Source organism: Bradyrhizobium iriomotense, assembly GCF_018129405.1.
GTDB lineage: Bacteria > Pseudomonadota > Alphaproteobacteria > Rhizobiales > Xanthobacteraceae > Bradyrhizobium > Bradyrhizobium iriomotense_B.
The window spans coordinates 239411-256212 of record NZ_JAFCLP010000008.1 but is presented as its reverse complement, the minus strand read 5'-3'; the positions used below and the strand labels follow the sequence as shown (position 1 = coordinate 256212).

Here is a 16802-nt window from a genome sequence, read left to right as displayed (position 1 = left end):
CATCGCTCCCATGACATCCATGCGGTTGACCGCGCGGGTTGCAGCTTGCACGTTGGTCGCAAATTCTTTCCTGCCCTGAACTCCCCATGCTCACCGTCACCAGCCTCTGGATTCCCTTCACCATCATCGCTGCGCTCGGCCAGGTCGCGCGCAATGCGATGCAGCGATCGCTGACGAAGCCCCTGGGGACCTGGGGTGCGACCAATATCCGCTTCCTGTTCGGTTTCCCGTTCTCGCTGCTGTTCCTCGGCGTGGTGCTGGTCGCGACCGGCGATCATATCGGTATGCCGCCGGCCGTGTTCTGGCCTTGGCTGCTGCTCGGAGCGCTCAGCCAGATCGTCGCGACCGGCCTGATGCTGCTCGCGATGAACGATCGCTCCTTCGTGGTGACGACGGCCTACCTCAAGACCGAGGCGATCCAGACCGCGATCTTCGGCTTCGTCTTCCTCGGCGATCATCTGACCTGGCTGAAGGTGCTGGCGATCGTGATCGCGACGGTCGGTGTCGTCGTCACCGCGCTCCGGCCCGGCGGCGAGAAGGGCTTTGCCGAGCTGAAGCCGACCATCACCGGCCTCGTCGCCGCGGCGGCGTTCGCGCTGTCAGCGGTCGGCTTTCGCGGCGCCATCATCACCGTGCCGAACGTGTCGTTCGTGACGGCCTCGTCGTTCACGCTGGTGCTCGGCCTGTTCGTGCAGACGCTGGTGCTGACGATCTACCTGCTCTGGCGTGCGCCGGACGTGTTGCGGGGCATCCTCGGACTCTGGCGGCCGTCGATGCTCGCGGGCTTCACGGGTGCCTTCGCCTCGCAGTTCTGGTTCCTGGCGTTCGCGCTGACGGCCGCCGCCAATGTCCGCACGCTCGCCTTGATCGAGGTGCTGTTCGCGCAAGGCGTGGCCTACTACTCGTTCAAGCAGCCGATCGCGCCGCGCGAGCTTCTTGGCATCGCGCTGATCGTGATCGGTGTGGCGCTATTGGTGGGGGTGTAGTCGTCATTCCGGGGCGATGCACAGCATCGAACTATGGTGCGCAGTTGCGCACCAGAGAATCTCGAGATCCCCCGATGCGCAATTGCGCATCTGAGGTCTGGTCCTTCGGACCATCCCGGGATGACGCGCTTCGCGCGTCAGTTCCGGTCTTCCGGCAGCGTCGGCAGCGGCGAGACCTCGATGCCTTCGTCGATCAGCGACTTCGCCTCTTCGGGCGAAGCCTCGCCGTAGATCGGGCGGTGCTCCTTGTCGCCGTAATGCATCGCGCGGGCTTCGTTCGGAAAACGGTCGCCGACATTGTCGGCGTTCTTGACGATGTGATCGCGCAGCTCCTTGAGCTTGGCGCGCAGCTCGCGCTCCTGTGCCATCAGCAGCGAGGTTGGTCCTGACGGCGCAGCCTCGGGCGTGGTCGCGGCCACGGGCTCCGGCGGCGGCGTCGCGCGTCCGCGGCCTTTCTTTCCGACGATGCGCGGCGCCATGATCGCCTTGTCGACCTTGGCCGAACCGCAGATCGGGCAGGTCACGAGCTTGCGCTTGACCTGCGAATCATAGGCCGACGAGCTCTGGAACCAACTTTCGAAGGCGTGGTTGCGGTCGCAGTGGAGTGCGTAGCGGATCATGCCGATCCCCGGACGAGGTGCAGATGGTCCGGCCCGGCCTTCGGGTCGGCGACGCCGAAGCGGCGGCCGTGCTGGAGCGACGGGATCGCGCGGCGCGCGGTCTCGACCTTGGCCGGGTCGATCTTGGCCATGATGATGCCGGGCTCGACATCGCCTTCGGCGAGGATCTCGCCCCAGGGGTCGATGATCAGCGAGTGGCCATAGGTCTCGCGCTTGTTCTCATGCAGGCCTGCCTGCGCCGCGGCAAAGATGAAGCAGCCGGTCTCGATCGCGCGTGCGCGCAGCAGCACGTGCCAATGCGCTTCACCGGTCTTGCGGGTGAAGGCTGAGGGCACCGTGATGAAGTAGGCGCCGCTCTCGGCCAGCGCGCGGTACAGCGCGGGGAAGCGCACGTCGTAGCAGATCGTCAGCCCCACCCGGCCCCAGGGCAGGTCGGAGATCACGGCGGTCTCGCCCGGCTGGTAGTTGGCGGATTCGCGATAGCTCTCGCCGTCCGGCAGCTCGATGTCGAACATATGGATCTTGTCGTAGCTCGCGAGCACGTCGCCCTCGGGCCCGATCAGGAAGGAGCGGTTCACCGCTTTCTCTTCGGAGTAGCGCAGTGCCAGCGAGCCGACATGGATGTGAATTTTCAGCTCCGCCGCCAGCGCGCGGTACGCCTTCAGCGAGGCGTCATCCTCTTCGCTCTGCAGATGCTCGAACAGCGCCTTGCGGTTCAGCTGCATCATGTTGCTGACTTCGGGCGTCTGCACGTAATCGGCGCCGCCCGCCGCGGCCTGCCGGATCAGCCTTGTGGCCTGCGCAAGGCTCGGCTCCGGCATCAGGCCGGTGCGCATCTGCACCAACGCGGCGGTGAAGGTCCTGTTGTCGCTCATGACACCGCCTTCACGCTTTCGAGCAGGCCGTCGAGCTTACCCTCGCGGTCGAGCGCGTAGAGGTCGTCGCAGCCGCCGACATGGGCGCCGCCGATCCAGATCTGCGGGAAGGTCGAGCCCTCGCCGACGCGGCCGTACATCTCCTGGCGCCAGGACGGGTTCTTGGCGACGTCGAACTCGGTGAAGGTCGCTTTCTTGCGGCTCAGCAGCGACTTGGCGGCGGAACAATAGCCGCAGCCCGGCCTGGTGTAGATTTCGACAGCAGCAGTCATCTCGTCTGGCGCTTTCATGTCATGAATTCATTGAATTATATGGGACTTCACCTGATCTCCACAACCCGGGCGAACACCAGCACGTCGACCTGGGCTGCCTTGGCGCGGAGCAGGGCGCGCGCGCAGGCATCCAATGTCGCACCAGAGGTCAGGACGTCGTCGATCATGACGACGCGGCGGCCCTGGACCTCGGCCTGACGGTCGGGAGATACCTGGAATGCGCCCTGCACATTGGTGGCGCGCTGAGCCCGCGACAGGCCGATCTGCTGCTCGGTGGCACGGACCCGCCGCAGCACGTCGCCCCGCACCTTGACCCCGCTCTGCCGTTCGATGATGCGCGCCAGCGCTCCGGACTGGTTGTAGCGGCGGCGCCAGGCCCGCCGCCAATGCAGGGGCACCGGCACCAGCATGTCGGCGCCCGTCAGCAGCTCGCCACCCGCGCGCGCCATCCAGCGGCCCATGGCCGGCGCCAGATCGGTGCGGTCCTGATATTTCAACGCATGCACCAGCGTGCGTGCGACATCGTCATAGCGCACCGCCGCGCGGGCGCGCTGGTAGGCCGGCGGGCTCGCGATCGCCTCCATCGACAGCATGTCGGGGCCGGGGTCATAGACGAAGGGAATGCCGAGTCGCGGACAATAGGGCCGTTCGATGAACGACAGCCGTGCCCAGCACGCCGCGCACACGCCTTCGCCATCGACCGGCTCGCGGCAGGACACGCACAACGTCGGCAACGCGATGTCGAGCGCAAGCCGTGCCGCACGCGCCAGCGCATGGCGGCCGGCGATCCATGCGGCTCGCAACGGTGCAGAGATGGAACGGGAAGGGGCAGTGTCGGCTTCCATGAGGAGAGGCTAGCGCTCCGCCCGACTGCGCTCAAGCCACGCTCTCGTGCCCCGGACGCAGCGCAGCGCTCCTTTCAGCGGTGCGCTGCTGCGCGTCCGGGACACGCGAGGGGAGATTGCCAGAACCCTGGAGATCGGCGTAACCAGCGGCATGGCCCAGAACCCGCAATCCCCGCCCGCCCTGTTTGATCGTGCCTTGCTGCATGCGCGGCAGCAGCGCGCGCAGGCCCAAGGTGCCGTGAGCTTTCTGCTCGATCGGGTCGCCGAGGACATGTCAGACCGGTTGGCCGCAGTGATGCGTGAGTTTCACGCGCCGGCTGATCTCTGGACGCCCGGCGAAGGTCTCAAAGTCCTGAGCACGCGGCTTCCCTCCATCGAACGGATCGAGCTCGACGCGGCCGGCGCGGAGAAGCTTCCCTTCGCGCCAGAAAGCCTGGACCTCGTCGTCTCGGCGCTGGCGCTGCAATTCGTCAACGACCTTCCCGGCGTGCTGGCGCAAATCCGTCGATCGCTGAAGCCGGATGGGCTCTTGCTCGCCGCGATGATCGGCGGCGACAGTCTGACCGAGCTGCGGCAGGCCTTTGCCGCGGCGGAGGCCGAATGCGAGGGCGGTGTGTCGCCGCGCGTCGCGCCGTTCGCTGACCTTCGCGACATCGGCGCGCTGCTGCAGCGGGCCGGCTTTGCGCTGCCGGTCACCGATGTCGACCGCGTCGTGGTGCGCTATGGCAATGCGTTTGCACTGATGCAGGATCTCCGCCGCATGGGTGCTGCCAACGTGCTGGTCGAACGGCGCCGCACGCCGAGCCGGCGCGCGACGCTGCTGCGGATGGCCGAAATCTACGCGGAGCGCTTTGCCGATGCCGACGGCCGCATCCGTGCGACGTTCGACATCGTCTGGCTCTCGGGCTGGGCGCCGCATGCGAGCCAGCAGCAGCCGCTCAGGCCGGGGTCTGCGAAAGCGAGCCTGGCGGAGGCGGTGAAGAAGGCGGGGAAGGAGTGAGTCGTTTTCTCGGCTACGGCCGAGATCGTCGTCCAAGAACCTGATGTCGTCCCGGCGAAAGCCGGGACCCATAATCACAGGACGCAGTTGTTGCGAGGACTCGGAGTGACCACTTCCTCTGCAACATGACCCTGTGGTTATGGGTCCCGGATCTACGCGCGCTTTGGGCGCGCTTGTCCGGGACGACGATGGAGCCCGTAGGGCTCACATCAGCAAATCGATCAAATGCGGGATCAGCGGGATGTCCGCGGGCGGCATCGGGTAGTCGCGCAGCTTGTTGGCGCGGACCCAGGCGAGGTTCTGGCCTTCGCGTGCGGTGACCATCCCTTCCCAGCGCCGGCAGATGTAGAGCGGCATCAACAGGTGAAACGTCTCGTAGCCGTAGCTGGCGAAGGTCAGCGGCGCCAGGCACGGCTCCGCGACGGTGATGCCGAGCTCCTCGTGCAGTTCGCGGATCAGGCTCTGCTCCGGCCGCTCGCCCGGCTCGAGCTTGCCGCCGGGAAATTCCCACAGGCCTGCCAGTGCCTTGCCTTCGGGGCGCTGCGCGATCAGGACGCGCTTGTCGGCGTCGACCAGCGCGCAGGCCACCACCAGAGTCAGTTTGAGATCGGCCATCGACGTCCGCCTACGACCTGTAATCCCCGTTGATCGCGACATATTCCTTCGTGAGGTCGCAGGTCATGACGCGGTCGCGGCCCTTGCCGAGGCCGAGCGAAACCTTGATCGCGATCTCCGGCGCCTTCATCGCTTCCGACACCTGCGCCTCGTCATAGTCGGGATCGCGCGCGCCGCTCTTGGCGACGCGGATGCCGTTGAAGGAGATCGAGAGCTTGTCGCGATCGGCGGGCTCGCCGGCCTTGCCGACGGCCATCACGACGCGGCCCCAATTGGCGTCCTCGCCGGCGATCGCGGTCTTGACCAGCGGCGAGTTCGCGATCGACATCGCGATCTTGCGGGCGGAGGCCTTGGTCTTGGCGCCCTCCACGGTGATCTCGACCAGCTTGCGCGCGCCTTCGCCGTCGCGGGCGACCTGTTCGGCGAGATTGGCGAGCACCTGGTTGAACGCCTTGACGAACGCCTTCAGGCGCGGATCGCTGGCCCGGCTGATTTTTGGTGCGCCATGCTCGGCAGCGGCGCCGGTCGCGAACGCCAGGAGCGTGTCCGAGGTCGAGGTGTCACCGTCGATCGTCACCGCATTAAAGGTGTCCTCGACGCCGCTCTTGAGCAGGGCCTGCAGCGCGGCGGGCGCGATCGGCGCGTCGGTGAAGATGAAGGACAGCATCGTCGCCATATCGGGTGCGATCATGCCGGCGCCCTTTGCCATGCCGTTGATGGTGACGTTGGCCTTGCCGAGCTTGACGGTCGCGGTCGCGACCTTCGGGAAGGTGTCGGTGGTCATGATGGCCTTGGCTGCGGCGAGATAGTCGCCGGGTTCGGCGGTCTCGGCGAGGCGGCCCAGCACGCCGTCGAATTTGGTCGCATCCAGCGGCTCGCCGATCACGCCGGTCGAGGCCAGGAAGATCTCGCCCTCGCTGCATCCGACCGCCTTGGCCGCGATCTTCGCGGTCAGCGCGGTGGAGGCGCGGCCGGTCTTGCCGGTGAAGGCGTTGGCATTGCCGGAATTGACCACCAGCGCGCGCGCCTTGCCGCCCTTCAGCTTGGCGCGGCACCATTCGACCGGCGCCGACGGGCATTTCGACCTGGTGAAGACGCCGGCCACCGCGGTGCCCTTGTCCATCACCGCCAGCAGCACGTCGGTGCGGTTCTTGTAACGGATGCCGGCCTCGGCCGTCGCAAGGCGGATGCCCGCGATCACGGGCATGTCGGGAACGTGTTTCGGGGCGAGCGGGGAGACGGCTGAGGACATCGTGGGGCGCCTTGGTGGGTCTGGATATGCAGATGGCCGGGCATTTGCCCGGCCATTGCGACGTTAGATACTATTGGCGTCCGAGAAGTGACAGCGAATTCTTACTTCTTCGCCGGCGGCGCCATCTTGCTGTCGGAGGGCTTGGCCGCATCGGCCGGCTTGGCGTCCGCCGCCGGCTGGTCCAGCCGCTCGACCTTGGCTTCGGCACGCAGCTTGGCGACGTAGTCGGCCTGGGCCTTGCGGGTGACGTAGTTCTCGATCTGGGCCTTGACCTGCTCGAAGTCCGGCGCCTTGCGGGCGCGCTTTTCCTCGACCTTGATGATGTGCCAGCCGAACTGCGACTTGACGGGGTCGGAGATCTTGCCCGGCTCGAGCGCGAAGGCCACGGCCGAGAATTCCGGCACCATCTGCTCCTTGGTGAAGAAGCCGAGGTCGCCGCCGTCGGCGGAGCCCGGATCCTTGGACTTCTTCTTGGCGAGCTCGGCGAAATCGGCGCCCTTGTCGAGCTCGGCCTTCACCGCCTTGGCCTCGTCCTCGGTCTCGACCAGGATGTGGCGGGCGCGCACCTCCTGCTCGCCGGTGATCTGCTTGGAGGCCTCCTCATAGACCTTCTTCATCGCGTCCGGGGTGGTCGCGGCCTTGCCCTCATTGGCGAGCAGGCTGTCCATCAGCAGGCGGTTGCGGGCGAACGCCAGGCGCTTCTTGAACTCCTCGCTGTCGGCGACCTTCTTGTCTTCGGCAGCCTTGCTGACGATCTTCATGTCGATCAGGAACGACAGGACGTTCTCGTCCTTGGTCGCCGGGTCCATCTGGGCGAGGCTCGGCCCGAGTTCCTCCTCGGCCATGGCGACGTCGCTCTTCTTGATTTCAGCCCCATTGACCTTGGCCAGCACCGGATCGTCGGCAGCCCGGCCGGGACCCGCGATCAGCGCCAGCGCAAGGCAGCCCACGAGGGCGGTGGCGAGGCCGAAGCGCAGGCCGGTTTTCGTTACCGGGAACGAGGTGGTCATGGAAAATCCTTTTGTTGAAGCAGGGGGCTGCTCGAGCGGGGCGGACACTCGCCCAATCAGGGGGGCTTGGCAACGCGAAAAGTCTGTCAAAATGATGAATTAGCGGCAAGGCGCCCGCCGTTGACAAGGCCATGACCGGGCCATATCTCTGCCCGGTCGCGTCCATGGCGATGGCGTTTATTTTGCTGCGTTTTTGGCCGTTGAACCCAGACTTGCCCAATTCCCACCCATATGGCGGATGACCCCCCGCAGTCCGGGCTCTGACGCCATCAGGCGTCACGGTGAGTTGATAAGGCAGGCGGGTGACAACTTCTTGGCTGCAACGCGGTTGAATCGCGAACACAGGAACTAGGCATGATCGGCGCGCTCGCCCGCAAGTTTTTCGGCTCCGCCAACGACCGGCGGGTGAAGGGATACCAATCCCGCGTCAACGCGATCAACGCGCTGGAGCCCGAGGTCTCGAAACTCTCCGACGAGGCGCTCAAGGCCCGCACCGCCGAGTTCAGGAAGCAGCTCGCCGAGGGCAAGACCCTGGATGATCTGCTGGTGCCCGCCTTCGCCACGGTGCGCGAGGCCGCCAAGCGCACGCTCGGCCAGCGTCATTTCGACGTCCAGCTGATCGGCGGCATGGTGCTGCACGAGGGTGACATCGCCGAGATGAAGACCGGCGAAGGCAAGACGCTGGTCGCAACGCTTGCGGTCTATCTCAACGCGCTCGCCGGCAAGGGCGTCCACGTCGTCACCGTCAACGACTACCTCGCCCGCCGTGACTCCGGCTGGATGGGCCAGATCTACGGCTTCCTCGGCATGACCACCGGTGTGATTGTGCACGGGCTCGACGATGCCGAGCGCAAGGCGGCCTATGCCTGCGACATCACCTACGGCACCAACAACGAATACGGCTTCGATTATCTGCGCGACAACATGAAGTACCGGCTCGAGGACATGGTCCAGCGGCCGCACTTCTTCGCCATCGTCGACGAGGTCGACTCCATCCTGATCGACGAAGCGCGCACGCCGCTGATCATCTCCGGTCCGCTCGACGACCGCTCGGATTTCTACAACACCATCGACGGCTTCCTGCCCAGGCTCGACAAGACCGATTACGAGGTCGACGAGAAGCAGCGCACGGTGACGCTCACCGAAGCCGGCATGGAGAAGATCGAGACGCTGCTGCGCGATGCCGGTCAGCTCAAGGGCGAGTCGCTCTACGACGTCGAGAACGTCTCCGTCGTGCACCACATCAACCAGGCGCTGCGCGCCCACACGCTGTTCACGCGCGACAAGGACTACATCGTCCGCGACGACGAGGTCGTCATCATCGACGAGTTCACCGGACGCATGATGCCGGGCCGGCGCTATTCGGAGGGCCTGCACCAGGCGCTGGAAGCCAAGGAGCACGTCCAGGTCCAGCCCGAGAACCAGACGCTGGCCTCGATCACCTTCCAGAACTACTTCCGCATGTACGAGAAGCTTGCGGGCATGACCGGTACGGCCGCGACCGAAGCGGACGAACTGTTCGACATCTACAAGCTCGAGGTCGTGGAGATCCCGACCAACCTGTCGATCGCGCGCCTCGACGAGGACGACGAGGTCTACCGCACCCAGAAGGAAAAATACGCCGCGATCCTCGCCGAGATCGAGCGCGCCAATGCGCGGCTGCAGCCGGTGCTGGTCGGCACGGCCTCGATCGAGAAGTCGGAAGTGCTCGCCGAGTTCCTGAAGCAGAACGGCTACAAGCAGATCGATTTCGGCAAGGAGAACGCGCTCGACAAGCTCTATGCCGCCGCCCGCGCCGGCAAGCCGTCGAAGCTGTTCGCGGTGCTGAATGCGCGCTTCCACGAGCAGGAAGCCTATATCGTGGCGGAAGCCGGCGTTCCCGGTGCGATCACGATCGCGACCAACATGGCCGGCCGCGGTACCGACATCAAGCTCGGCGGCTCGCTGGAGATGCGCATCCAGCAGGAGACCTCAGGGATCACCGACGAGGCCGAGAAGGCGAAGAAGATCGAGCAGATCAAGGCCGACATCGCGCACTTCCGCGACATCGTGCTGAAGGCGGAGGAGACCGTCGAGACCGAGCCGGCGAAGGGCAGTAAGCCCGCCAAGACCGTGAAGAAGCCCGGCGGCCTCTACATCATCGGCTCCGAGCGCCACGAATCCCGCCGCATCGACAACCAGCTGCGCGGCCGTTCCGGCCGTCAGGGCGATCCCGGCCGCTCGAAATTCTTCCTGTCGCTGGAAGACGATCTGATGCGCATCTTCGGCTCGGATCGCCTCGACAGCATGCTCCAGCGTCTCGGCCTGCAGGAGGGCGAGGCGATCATCCATCCCTGGATCAACAAGGCGCTCGAAAAGGCGCAGCAGAAGGTCGAGGCCCGCAACTTCGACATCCGCAAGAACCTCCTGAAGTTCGACAACGTCCAGAACGATCAGCGCAAGGTGATCTTCGACCAGCGCGTCGACCTGATGAAGGACGACAGCGTCGCCGAGACCGTCACCGACATGCGCCACGCCTTCATCGACGACCTCGTCGCCAAGCACGTGCCCGAGCATGCCTATGCCGAGCAGTGGGACGTCGCCGGCCTGAAGGAAGAGCTGAAGCGCGTGCTCGATCTCGATCTGCCGGTCGACGACTGGGCCAAGGAAGAGGGCATCGCCGACGAGGAGCTGCTCACGCGCATCGAGACCAAGGCCGACGAGCACATGGCGGCCAAGGTCGCGCAATGGGGTCCCGACGTGATGCGTTACGTCGAGAAGACCATCCTGCTGCAGACGCTCGACCATCTCTGGCGCGAGCACCTGATCATGCTCGACCATCTGCGCCAGGTCATCGGCCTGCGCGGCTACGGCCAGCGCGATCCCTTGCAGGAGTACAAGACCGAGGCCTTCAATCTCTTCCAGGAGATGAGCGCGCACCTGCGCGAGGCTGTCACGGCCCAGCTGATGCGGGTCGAGATCGTCCCGCCGGAACAGGAAGCTCCCATCCTGCCGGCGATGGAAGCGCACAAGCTCGACCCGAACACCGGCGAGGACGAGATGGCGCTCGCCAGCGTCACGCTGGGCGCGCAGGCCACCGCCGCGGCGCTGCGCGATCCCAAGAACCCCGCCAGCTGGGGCAAGGTCGGCCGCAACGAGGATTGCCCGTGCGGCTCAGGCAAGAAGTACAAGCACTGCCACGGGCGGTATGCTTAACCGCTAGGTGATACTGTCATGCCCCGCGTAGGCGGGGCATCCAGTACGCCGCAGCCTCTCGGCTCAATCACAATCGTCTCTGGAATACTGGATCGCCCGCCTTCGCGGGCGATGACAGGTGAGGGTGTCGTGCGCGCCTCGCCCCACATCGTCGTCCTGGCGAAAGCCAGGACAAATTACCCCAAGGCGAAGTTGTCGCGTGAAGCTGGCGATCGCGAGTCTTCGTCAAACCAAATGCGGTGGTAATGGGTCCTGGATCTGCGCTGCGCTCGCGACAACGCTGCGCGTAGTCGCGAGCTTCGCTTGTCCAGGACGACGATGGAATTGATATTCGCGCAACTCAATTCGAGCTGTCGATCAAACTCTCCAGCAGTCGCTTGAGCTCGCTCGTCGACTTGTCGCCGTAGCTCTCCAGGATGTGCTCCTCCTGGTCCACCGCGAGCGAGTTGAGCTTCTTGCACAGCACCTTGCCGCGGTCGGAGATGAACATCAAAACCTTGCGGCGATCGTTGGGGTCCTGCACGCGATAGACCAGCGTGTCGGAGACCATGCGGTCGATCATCTTGGTCAGCGTCGGATGGTTGAGCAGCACCGCGTCCGCAAGCTCGCCCATTGAATGGCCGTTGCCATCGGAGAGAACCTTCAGGATGCGCCATTGCTCGACGGGAACACCTTCCTTGCTCAAGCGCAGTTCCAGCTGCCGGTTGATCTCCCGGTTGGCTTGCGCGAGCAGATAGGCGAGATGTTCGGTGATCGGGGAGTTTTCTTTCGACGGTTTTGCCACGGCTAAGACTTCGTCTTGACCCAAATGAGTGAATGTCTTGCAATCAATGCTGCATCTATATGCACTTCAATTCTTGAATATTCAATATTTTCAAAATAGGATCATTGCCCAACAAAAGGGCGGAAGCCGCGGCCGCCTGCTCAATGTGCTTTCAGGTCTGGAGCCAAACAGGAGTTGGCGTGCGCGCGACGGTAAACTTCCCGGCTCACGGCGGTCCGGCGTTGCCGCCGTCCTTGCTGTTCAGGAATCTGTCGTCCTCGGCGACTGACTTCGACCTGTCTCCGGTCGACGCGCATTTCATGAAGCGCCGCGGCGCGCGCAACAAGCTGCGGATCGGCAATTTCCTCACCTTCACCGGCTCGCCCGGGATCTGGGGCCCGACCTCCACCAACAGCGCGATGCTGGCGGTCGCCGAGATCAACAAGCGCGGCGGCATTCTCGGTCGTGAGCTCGAGCTGTCGATCTACGATTCCGGCGGTCCGATCGACGAGGTGGTGCGCCGTGCCGAGCAGGCGATCGCTTTCGACGAGGTCGACCTCATCATGGGCTCGCATATCAGCGCGGTCCGCGTCGCGCTGCGCAAGGTCACCGGCAACCGCATCCCCTACATCTACACTCCGGTCTATGAGGGCGGCGAGCGCACGCCGGGGGTGATGGCGATCGGCGAGACGCCGCGCTGGCAGAGCCGGCCGGCGATCCACTGGCTGGCGGACGTCAAGAAGGCCGCGCGCTGGTACCTGATCGGCAGCGACTATGTCTGGCCCTGGCAGTCGCATCGATCGGTGAAACGCTACATCAAGGAGGCCGGCGGCCAAGTGGTCGGCGAGGAGTTCGTTCCCGTCGGGGAGGATAATCACGAGCCGCACCTGGCGCGCATCCGCGCAGCCAAGCCGGATGTGGTGCTGATCTCGCTGATTGGCACCGACAGCATCACCTTCAACCGCGCCTTTGCCGAAGCGGGCCTTGCCACTTCCACGCTGCGGCTCGCCGGTGCGATGGACGAGACCGTGCTGCTCGGCATCGGCGCCGACAACACCGAGAATCTGTTCTGCGCCTCCGGCTATTTCAACGGCATGGTCTCGCGCGCCAATGACGAGTTCCTCAGCGCCTATCATTCCATGTTCGGCGCCAACGCGCCGCCGGTCGGCTCCGTTGGTCAGTCGAACTACGAAGGGCTGCGCTTCCTGGAATCCGTCGCCAACCGCGCCGGCTCGCTGGCCTTTCGTCCGCTGCTCAAGGCCGCGCGCAACACAGTGTATACGGCTGGCCGTGGCCCCGTGACGCTGCGCGACGGCCGCGCCGAGATGCCGATGTACCTCGCCGAAGCCGACGGTCTCGACTTCAGGATCATCAGGACGCTCTGAGCGGCCGCTGGCCTTGCGCAGTGGACTTGCGAAATAATACTTGAAAAGGAAAATATTTCCGTCTGTAATATCGCCGCGAAGCCGGTTGGCCCGCGCCGTGCAGGCGCGAGCGAGAGGCTTCCGTCCAATGCCAGGGATCAAGAAGCCTCAGAGGAGAGCGCCGTGACAGTTGTCCTTCCCACGCCCGCCCAACTTCGCAGTGTCGCCGAGCAATGCGGCCTTTCGCTCACCGATGACGACGTCGCCTCGTTCCGCGGCCTGATGCAGGGCTCGATCGAAGCCTACAATCTCGTTGCCGCGATGCCGGACGAGGTGCCCGAGGTGAAATATCCGCGCACGCCGGGCTATCGGCCCTCGGCCGAGGAGAACCCGCGCAATGCCTGGTATCGCAAGTCGACCGTGAAGGGCGCCGCCAGCGGCAAGCTCAAGGGCAAGACCATCGCGCTGAAAGACAACATTATGCTGGCCGGCGTGCCCATGACCAACGGCTCGTCGACGCTGGAAGGCTATGTGCCCGATTTCGACGCCACCATCGTCACGCGCATGCTGGATGCCGGCGCAGAGATCGCCGGTAAAACCCATTGCGAGCACTTCTGCCTGTCCGGCGGCAGCCACACCGGCTCCTACGGGCCGGTGCATAATCCGCACAAGATGGGTTACTCGGCCGGCGGCTCGTCGTCGGGCTCGGGCGTCGTGGTCGCGCTCGGCGAGGTCGACATGGCGATCGGCGGCGACCAGGGCGGCTCGATCCGCATGCCGTCGTCGTTCTGCGGCATCTACGGCATGAAGCCGACATGGGGACTCGTGCCCTACACCGGGATCATGCCGATCGAGATCTATGTCGACCATACCGGCCCGATGACGGCGACGGTTGCCGACAACGCGCTGCTGCTGGAAGTGCTCGCCGGCGATGACGGCTACGATCCGCGCATCAAGGCGCCGAAGGTCGAGGAATACACCAAGGCGCTCGGCCAGGGCGTCAAGGGCATGAAGATCGGCATCCTCAAGGAAGGTTTTGAGCAGCCGGTCGCCGAGGCTGCGGTGAATGAAAGCGTGCGCGAGGCGGCAAAGCGCTTCAAGGATCTGGGCGCGACCGTAGAGACTGTCTCGATCCCGATGCACCTCCTGGGCGGCGCGATCTGGACCCCGATCGGCACCGAAGGCCTGACCCAGACCATGATGTTCGGCGACGGCTACGGCCTCAGCCGCGGCGATCTCTATTCGACCTCGCTGATGGACTTTCATCGCGGCTGGCGCCGGCAGGCCGACTCGCTGTCCGAGACTACGAAGCTGTTCATGATGCTCGGCACCTACATCAACAACAATTTCGGTCCACGCTTCTACGGCAAGGCGCTCAATATCTCCCGCCGCCTCACTGCGGCCTACGACAAGGCGCTTGGGGATTACGATCTGCTTTTGCTGCCGACGACGCCGATGAAGGCGACCAAGCTGCCGGAGCCCAATGCCAGCCGCGAGGAATACGTTGCCCGCGCGCTCGAGATGATCTCGAACACCGCGCCGTTCGACATCACCCATCACCCCGCGATGTCGCTGCCCTGCGGCATGGTCGACGGCCTGCCGGTCGGCCTGATGCTGGTCGGCCGCATGTTCGAGGAATCCACCATCTACCGCGCCGCCCATGCCTTCGAGCAGATCGGCGACTGGAAGAAGATGTGAGCGAGGTGTTCATGCAGGCCGACGGAATTCTACCGCATGGCTAACGCGTTCGTCGCGGCGTTCGAGATCCTGAGCTTCGGCGCGATCATCGTCCTGATCGTGCTGGGGCTCGGGATCATCGCCAGCATGATGGGCATCTTCAACTTCGCGCAAGGAGAGTTCGTCCTGCTCGGGGCCTACATCACCTATCTCGCCTATGCCAAGGGCATGCCGATCTGGGCCGGCATGGTCGCGGCGCCCTTCGTGGTCGGTGCGCTCGGCTTCGTGCTGGAGGCGCTGATCATCCGGCGCTTCTATGCCGCGCCCATCGTCGCCATGCTCGGCACCTATGCGCTCGGCCTGATCATCCGCGAATCCGTCCGCGGCTTGATCGGCGGCTTCTATCTCACCGTGCCCGAGCCGATCGGCGGCTCGATCGATATCGGCGCCATGCACATCTCGGCCTGGCGCTTCACCATCATCGTCATCACGCTGCTGGTGATGGGCGGCTGCTATCTCCTGCTGTCGCGCACGAGCTTCGGCCTCCGCGTCCGCGCCACGCTGGAGAACCCGTCGCTGGCCCGCGCATCGGGCATTTCCACGCCGCTGATCTACGGCGCAACGTTCGCTTTCGGTGCCGCGCTCGCCGGCCTTGCCGGTGCGCTGATCGTGCCGGTGTTCAGCCTGTTTGCCGATCTCGGCCTGCGTTTCCTGATCCAGGGCTTTGTCGCGGTCATGGTCGGCGGCGTCGGCTCCTTCATCGGGCCGGTCGCAGGCGCCGGCGTCATCGGCACGCTCAGTGCCGCGCTGCCATGGGTGATGGCTCCCGTCGTCGCCGACGTCCTCGTCTTCGTGCTCGCCATTGTCTTCATCAAATTCCGCCCGCAGGGCCTCATCGCTGGAAAAGGGGTTTAGTCACATGTTCAATCGCACTCAGCTCTCACGCCGCCGTTTCCTCTCCAATTTCGCCTTTGCCACCGGCGCGGTCGCGACCGGCGTCGGCAGCTGGGTGATCCCGGCCGACTGGGCCAACGCGGCGGAAGGCCCGATCAAGGTCGGCATCGCCACCGACCTCACCGGTCCGATCGCCTATGCCGGCAACGCCGACGCCAATGTCGCCAAGATGGTGATCAAGGAGATCAACAATTCCGGTGGCCTGCTCGGCCGTCCGCTCGAGCTCTATATCGAGGACACCGCCTCCAACGAATCCGTCGCAGTCGGCAACGTGCGAAAACTGATCCAGCGCGACAAGGTCGACATGGTGCTCGGTGGCATCACCTCGTCGATGCGCAATGCGATCAAGGATCCGATCGTGGCGCGCGGCAAGACGCTCTACATCTATCCGCAGCTCTACGAAGGCAAGGAGTGCACGCCCTACCTGTTCTGCACCGGCCCGACGCCGGCGCAGCAATGCGACGAGTTCATTCCCTGGCTGATCAAGAACGGCGGCAAGAAGTTCGCGCTGCCGAGCGCGAACTATGTCTGGCCGCACACGCTCAACGTCTATGCCCGCAAGGTGATCGAAGCGAACGGCGGCGAGGTCGTGTTCGAGGAATACTACCCGCTCGACCAGGTCGATTTCTCCGCGACCGTCAACCGCATCATCTCCAACAAGGTCGACGTCGTCTTCAACACCGTCATTCCGCCCGGTGTCGGTCCGTTCTTCAAGCAGCTTTATGAAGCCGGCTTCCTCAAGAACGGCGGGCGTCTCGCCTGCGTCTACTATGACGAGAACACGCTCAACATCAACCAGGCGAGCGAGATCGAGGGCCTTGCAAGCTGTCTCGACTATTTCAAGGTGCTGACCAAGGAGAACCCGTTCGACGCAAAGATTCAGGCCGCTTACGAGAAGGATTTTCCGGGCAACTTCCTGTTCGCCGCCGGCAGCGCGGCGACCGGCACCTATCGCGGGCTGAAGCTGTGGGAAGCCGCGGTCAAGGAAGCCGGCAAGATCGACCGCGACTCGGTCGCCGCGGCGCTGGACCATGCCAAGATCGCCGAAGGCCCGGGCGGACCTGCCGAGATGGTGCCGGGCAAGCGGCACTGCAAGATGAAGATGTACACCGCAGTCGCCAAGGGTGGGAACTACGAGATCGTCGCGCGCAGCAACGGCCTCGTCGATCCCAAGGAATGCTGAATCTTCACCTCTCCCGTAGGGAGAGGCATAGGCCGCCTTTGGCGGCCGTCCTGAAGGACGCCGAAGCGAAGCTTCGGCTATGTCGCATCGCAAGATGCGATCCGGGTGAGGGGATCTGGTCTCACTGGGTACCGCGGCCCCTCACCCGGATTGCTTTGGACGATGCTTCGCATCGCCAAGTGCAATCCGAC

General features: G+C 64.8%; 15 protein-coding genes. 7 read left to right on the top strand and 8 right to left on the bottom strand.

The annotated features are described in order from the left end of the window. The first annotated feature begins 86 nt into the window (after positions 1–86). Positions 87–986, top strand: a complete 900-nt coding sequence (locus tag JQ592_RS19415; RefSeq protein ID WP_211404394.1) for an EamA family transporter — start codon at positions 87–89, stop codon at positions 984–986. A gap of 137 nt (positions 987–1123) precedes the next feature. Here the strand turns inward: JQ592_RS19415 and JQ592_RS19410 are convergent, their stop codons facing one another. From JQ592_RS19410 to JQ592_RS19395, 4 genes are read right to left on the bottom strand one after another with little or no spacing between them, the layout of a single operon-like run. Then, positions 1124–1606 carry a DUF1178 family protein gene (locus tag JQ592_RS19410; RefSeq protein WP_211404393.1) on the bottom strand — a complete coding sequence of 161 codons (483 nt, stop codon included), beginning with the start codon at positions 1604–1606 and terminating at the stop codon, positions 1124–1126. Further along, on the bottom strand, positions 1603–2481 hold the full coding sequence (locus JQ592_RS19405; protein ID WP_211404392.1) for a carbon-nitrogen hydrolase family protein: 879 nt from the start codon (positions 2479–2481) through the stop codon (positions 1603–1605). The genes JQ592_RS19410 and JQ592_RS19405 overlap by 4 nt, the downstream gene beginning before the upstream one ends. Further along, positions 2478–2753 (bottom strand): glutaredoxin 3, encoded by a 276-nt coding sequence (grxC, locus tag JQ592_RS19400; RefSeq protein WP_211404447.1) that lies wholly within the window; start codon positions 2751–2753, stop codon positions 2478–2480. Before grxC ends, JQ592_RS19405 begins: the two co-directional genes overlap by 4 nt. Positions 2754–2800: 47 nt before the next feature. After that, positions 2801–3598, bottom strand: a complete 798-nt coding sequence (locus JQ592_RS19395; RefSeq protein ID WP_211404391.1) for a ComF family protein — start codon at positions 3596–3598, stop codon at positions 2801–2803. 151 nt (positions 3599–3749) lie between these two features. Between JQ592_RS19395 and JQ592_RS19390 the strand changes: the two genes are divergently transcribed. Further along, complete coding sequence (locus tag JQ592_RS19390) at positions 3750–4598, top strand: methyltransferase domain-containing protein (protein ID WP_211404446.1); 849 nt, start codon at positions 3750–3752, stop codon at positions 4596–4598. Between the two features lie 204 nt (positions 4599–4802). On the opposite strand, the gene JQ592_RS19385 is transcribed toward JQ592_RS19390, so the two are convergent. The 3 genes from JQ592_RS19385 to JQ592_RS19375 all read right to left on the bottom strand — a co-directional run bounded on the left by JQ592_RS19385 (position 4803) and on the right by JQ592_RS19375 (position 7475). After that, positions 4803–5213 carry a (deoxy)nucleoside triphosphate pyrophosphohydrolase gene (locus JQ592_RS19385; RefSeq protein ID WP_061850212.1) on the bottom strand — a complete coding sequence of 137 codons (411 nt, stop codon included), beginning with the start codon at positions 5211–5213 and terminating at the stop codon, positions 4803–4805. Positions 5214–5223: 10 nt separating this feature from the next. Continuing rightward, entirely contained in the window at positions 5224–6465 is a 1242-nt protein-coding gene (gene argJ, locus JQ592_RS19380) for a bifunctional glutamate N-acetyltransferase/amino-acid acetyltransferase ArgJ (protein ID WP_211404390.1), read from the bottom strand. A 101-nt stretch (positions 6466–6566) separates the two neighbouring features. Beyond that, a complete protein-coding gene (locus JQ592_RS19375; RefSeq protein ID WP_026312072.1) occupies positions 6567–7475 on the bottom strand; it encodes a peptidylprolyl isomerase in 909 nt (302 codons plus the stop codon). Positions 7476–7829: 354 nt separating this feature from the next. On the opposite strand from JQ592_RS19375, the gene secA reads away from it, so the two are divergent. Then, positions 7830–10670, top strand: a complete 2841-nt coding sequence (gene secA / locus JQ592_RS19370; RefSeq protein ID WP_211404389.1) for a preprotein translocase subunit SecA — start codon at positions 7830–7832, stop codon at positions 10668–10670. Between the two features lie 340 nt (positions 10671–11010). Here the strand turns inward: secA and JQ592_RS19365 are convergent, their stop codons facing one another. Further along, on the bottom strand, positions 11011–11454 hold the full coding sequence (locus JQ592_RS19365; RefSeq protein WP_025576502.1) for a MarR family winged helix-turn-helix transcriptional regulator: 444 nt from the start codon (positions 11452–11454) through the stop codon (positions 11011–11013). A gap of 179 nt (positions 11455–11633) precedes the next feature. Here JQ592_RS19365 and JQ592_RS19360 point away from each other — a divergent pair, with 179 nt between their 5' ends. The 4 genes from JQ592_RS19360 (at position 11634) to JQ592_RS19345 (ending at position 16611) form a co-directional block, all read left to right on the top strand. Then, positions 11634–12818: a substrate-binding domain-containing protein gene (locus JQ592_RS19360; RefSeq protein WP_349630478.1), complete on the top strand. Its 1185-nt coding sequence runs from the start codon at positions 11634–11636 to the stop codon at positions 12816–12818. A gap of 162 nt (positions 12819–12980) precedes the next feature. Next, positions 12981–14495 (top strand): amidase, encoded by a 1515-nt coding sequence (locus JQ592_RS19355; protein ID WP_211404387.1) that lies wholly within the window; start codon positions 12981–12983, stop codon positions 14493–14495. Positions 14496–14531: 36 nt separating this feature from the next. Further along, complete coding sequence (locus JQ592_RS19350) at positions 14532–15389, top strand: branched-chain amino acid ABC transporter permease (RefSeq protein WP_100235671.1); 858 nt, start codon at positions 14532–14534, stop codon at positions 15387–15389. Positions 15390–15393: 4 nt separating this feature from the next. After that, a complete protein-coding gene (locus JQ592_RS19345) occupies positions 15394–16611 on the top strand; it encodes a substrate-binding protein (RefSeq protein ID WP_211404386.1) in 1218 nt (405 codons plus the stop codon). Positions 16612–16802: the final 191 nt, after the last annotated feature.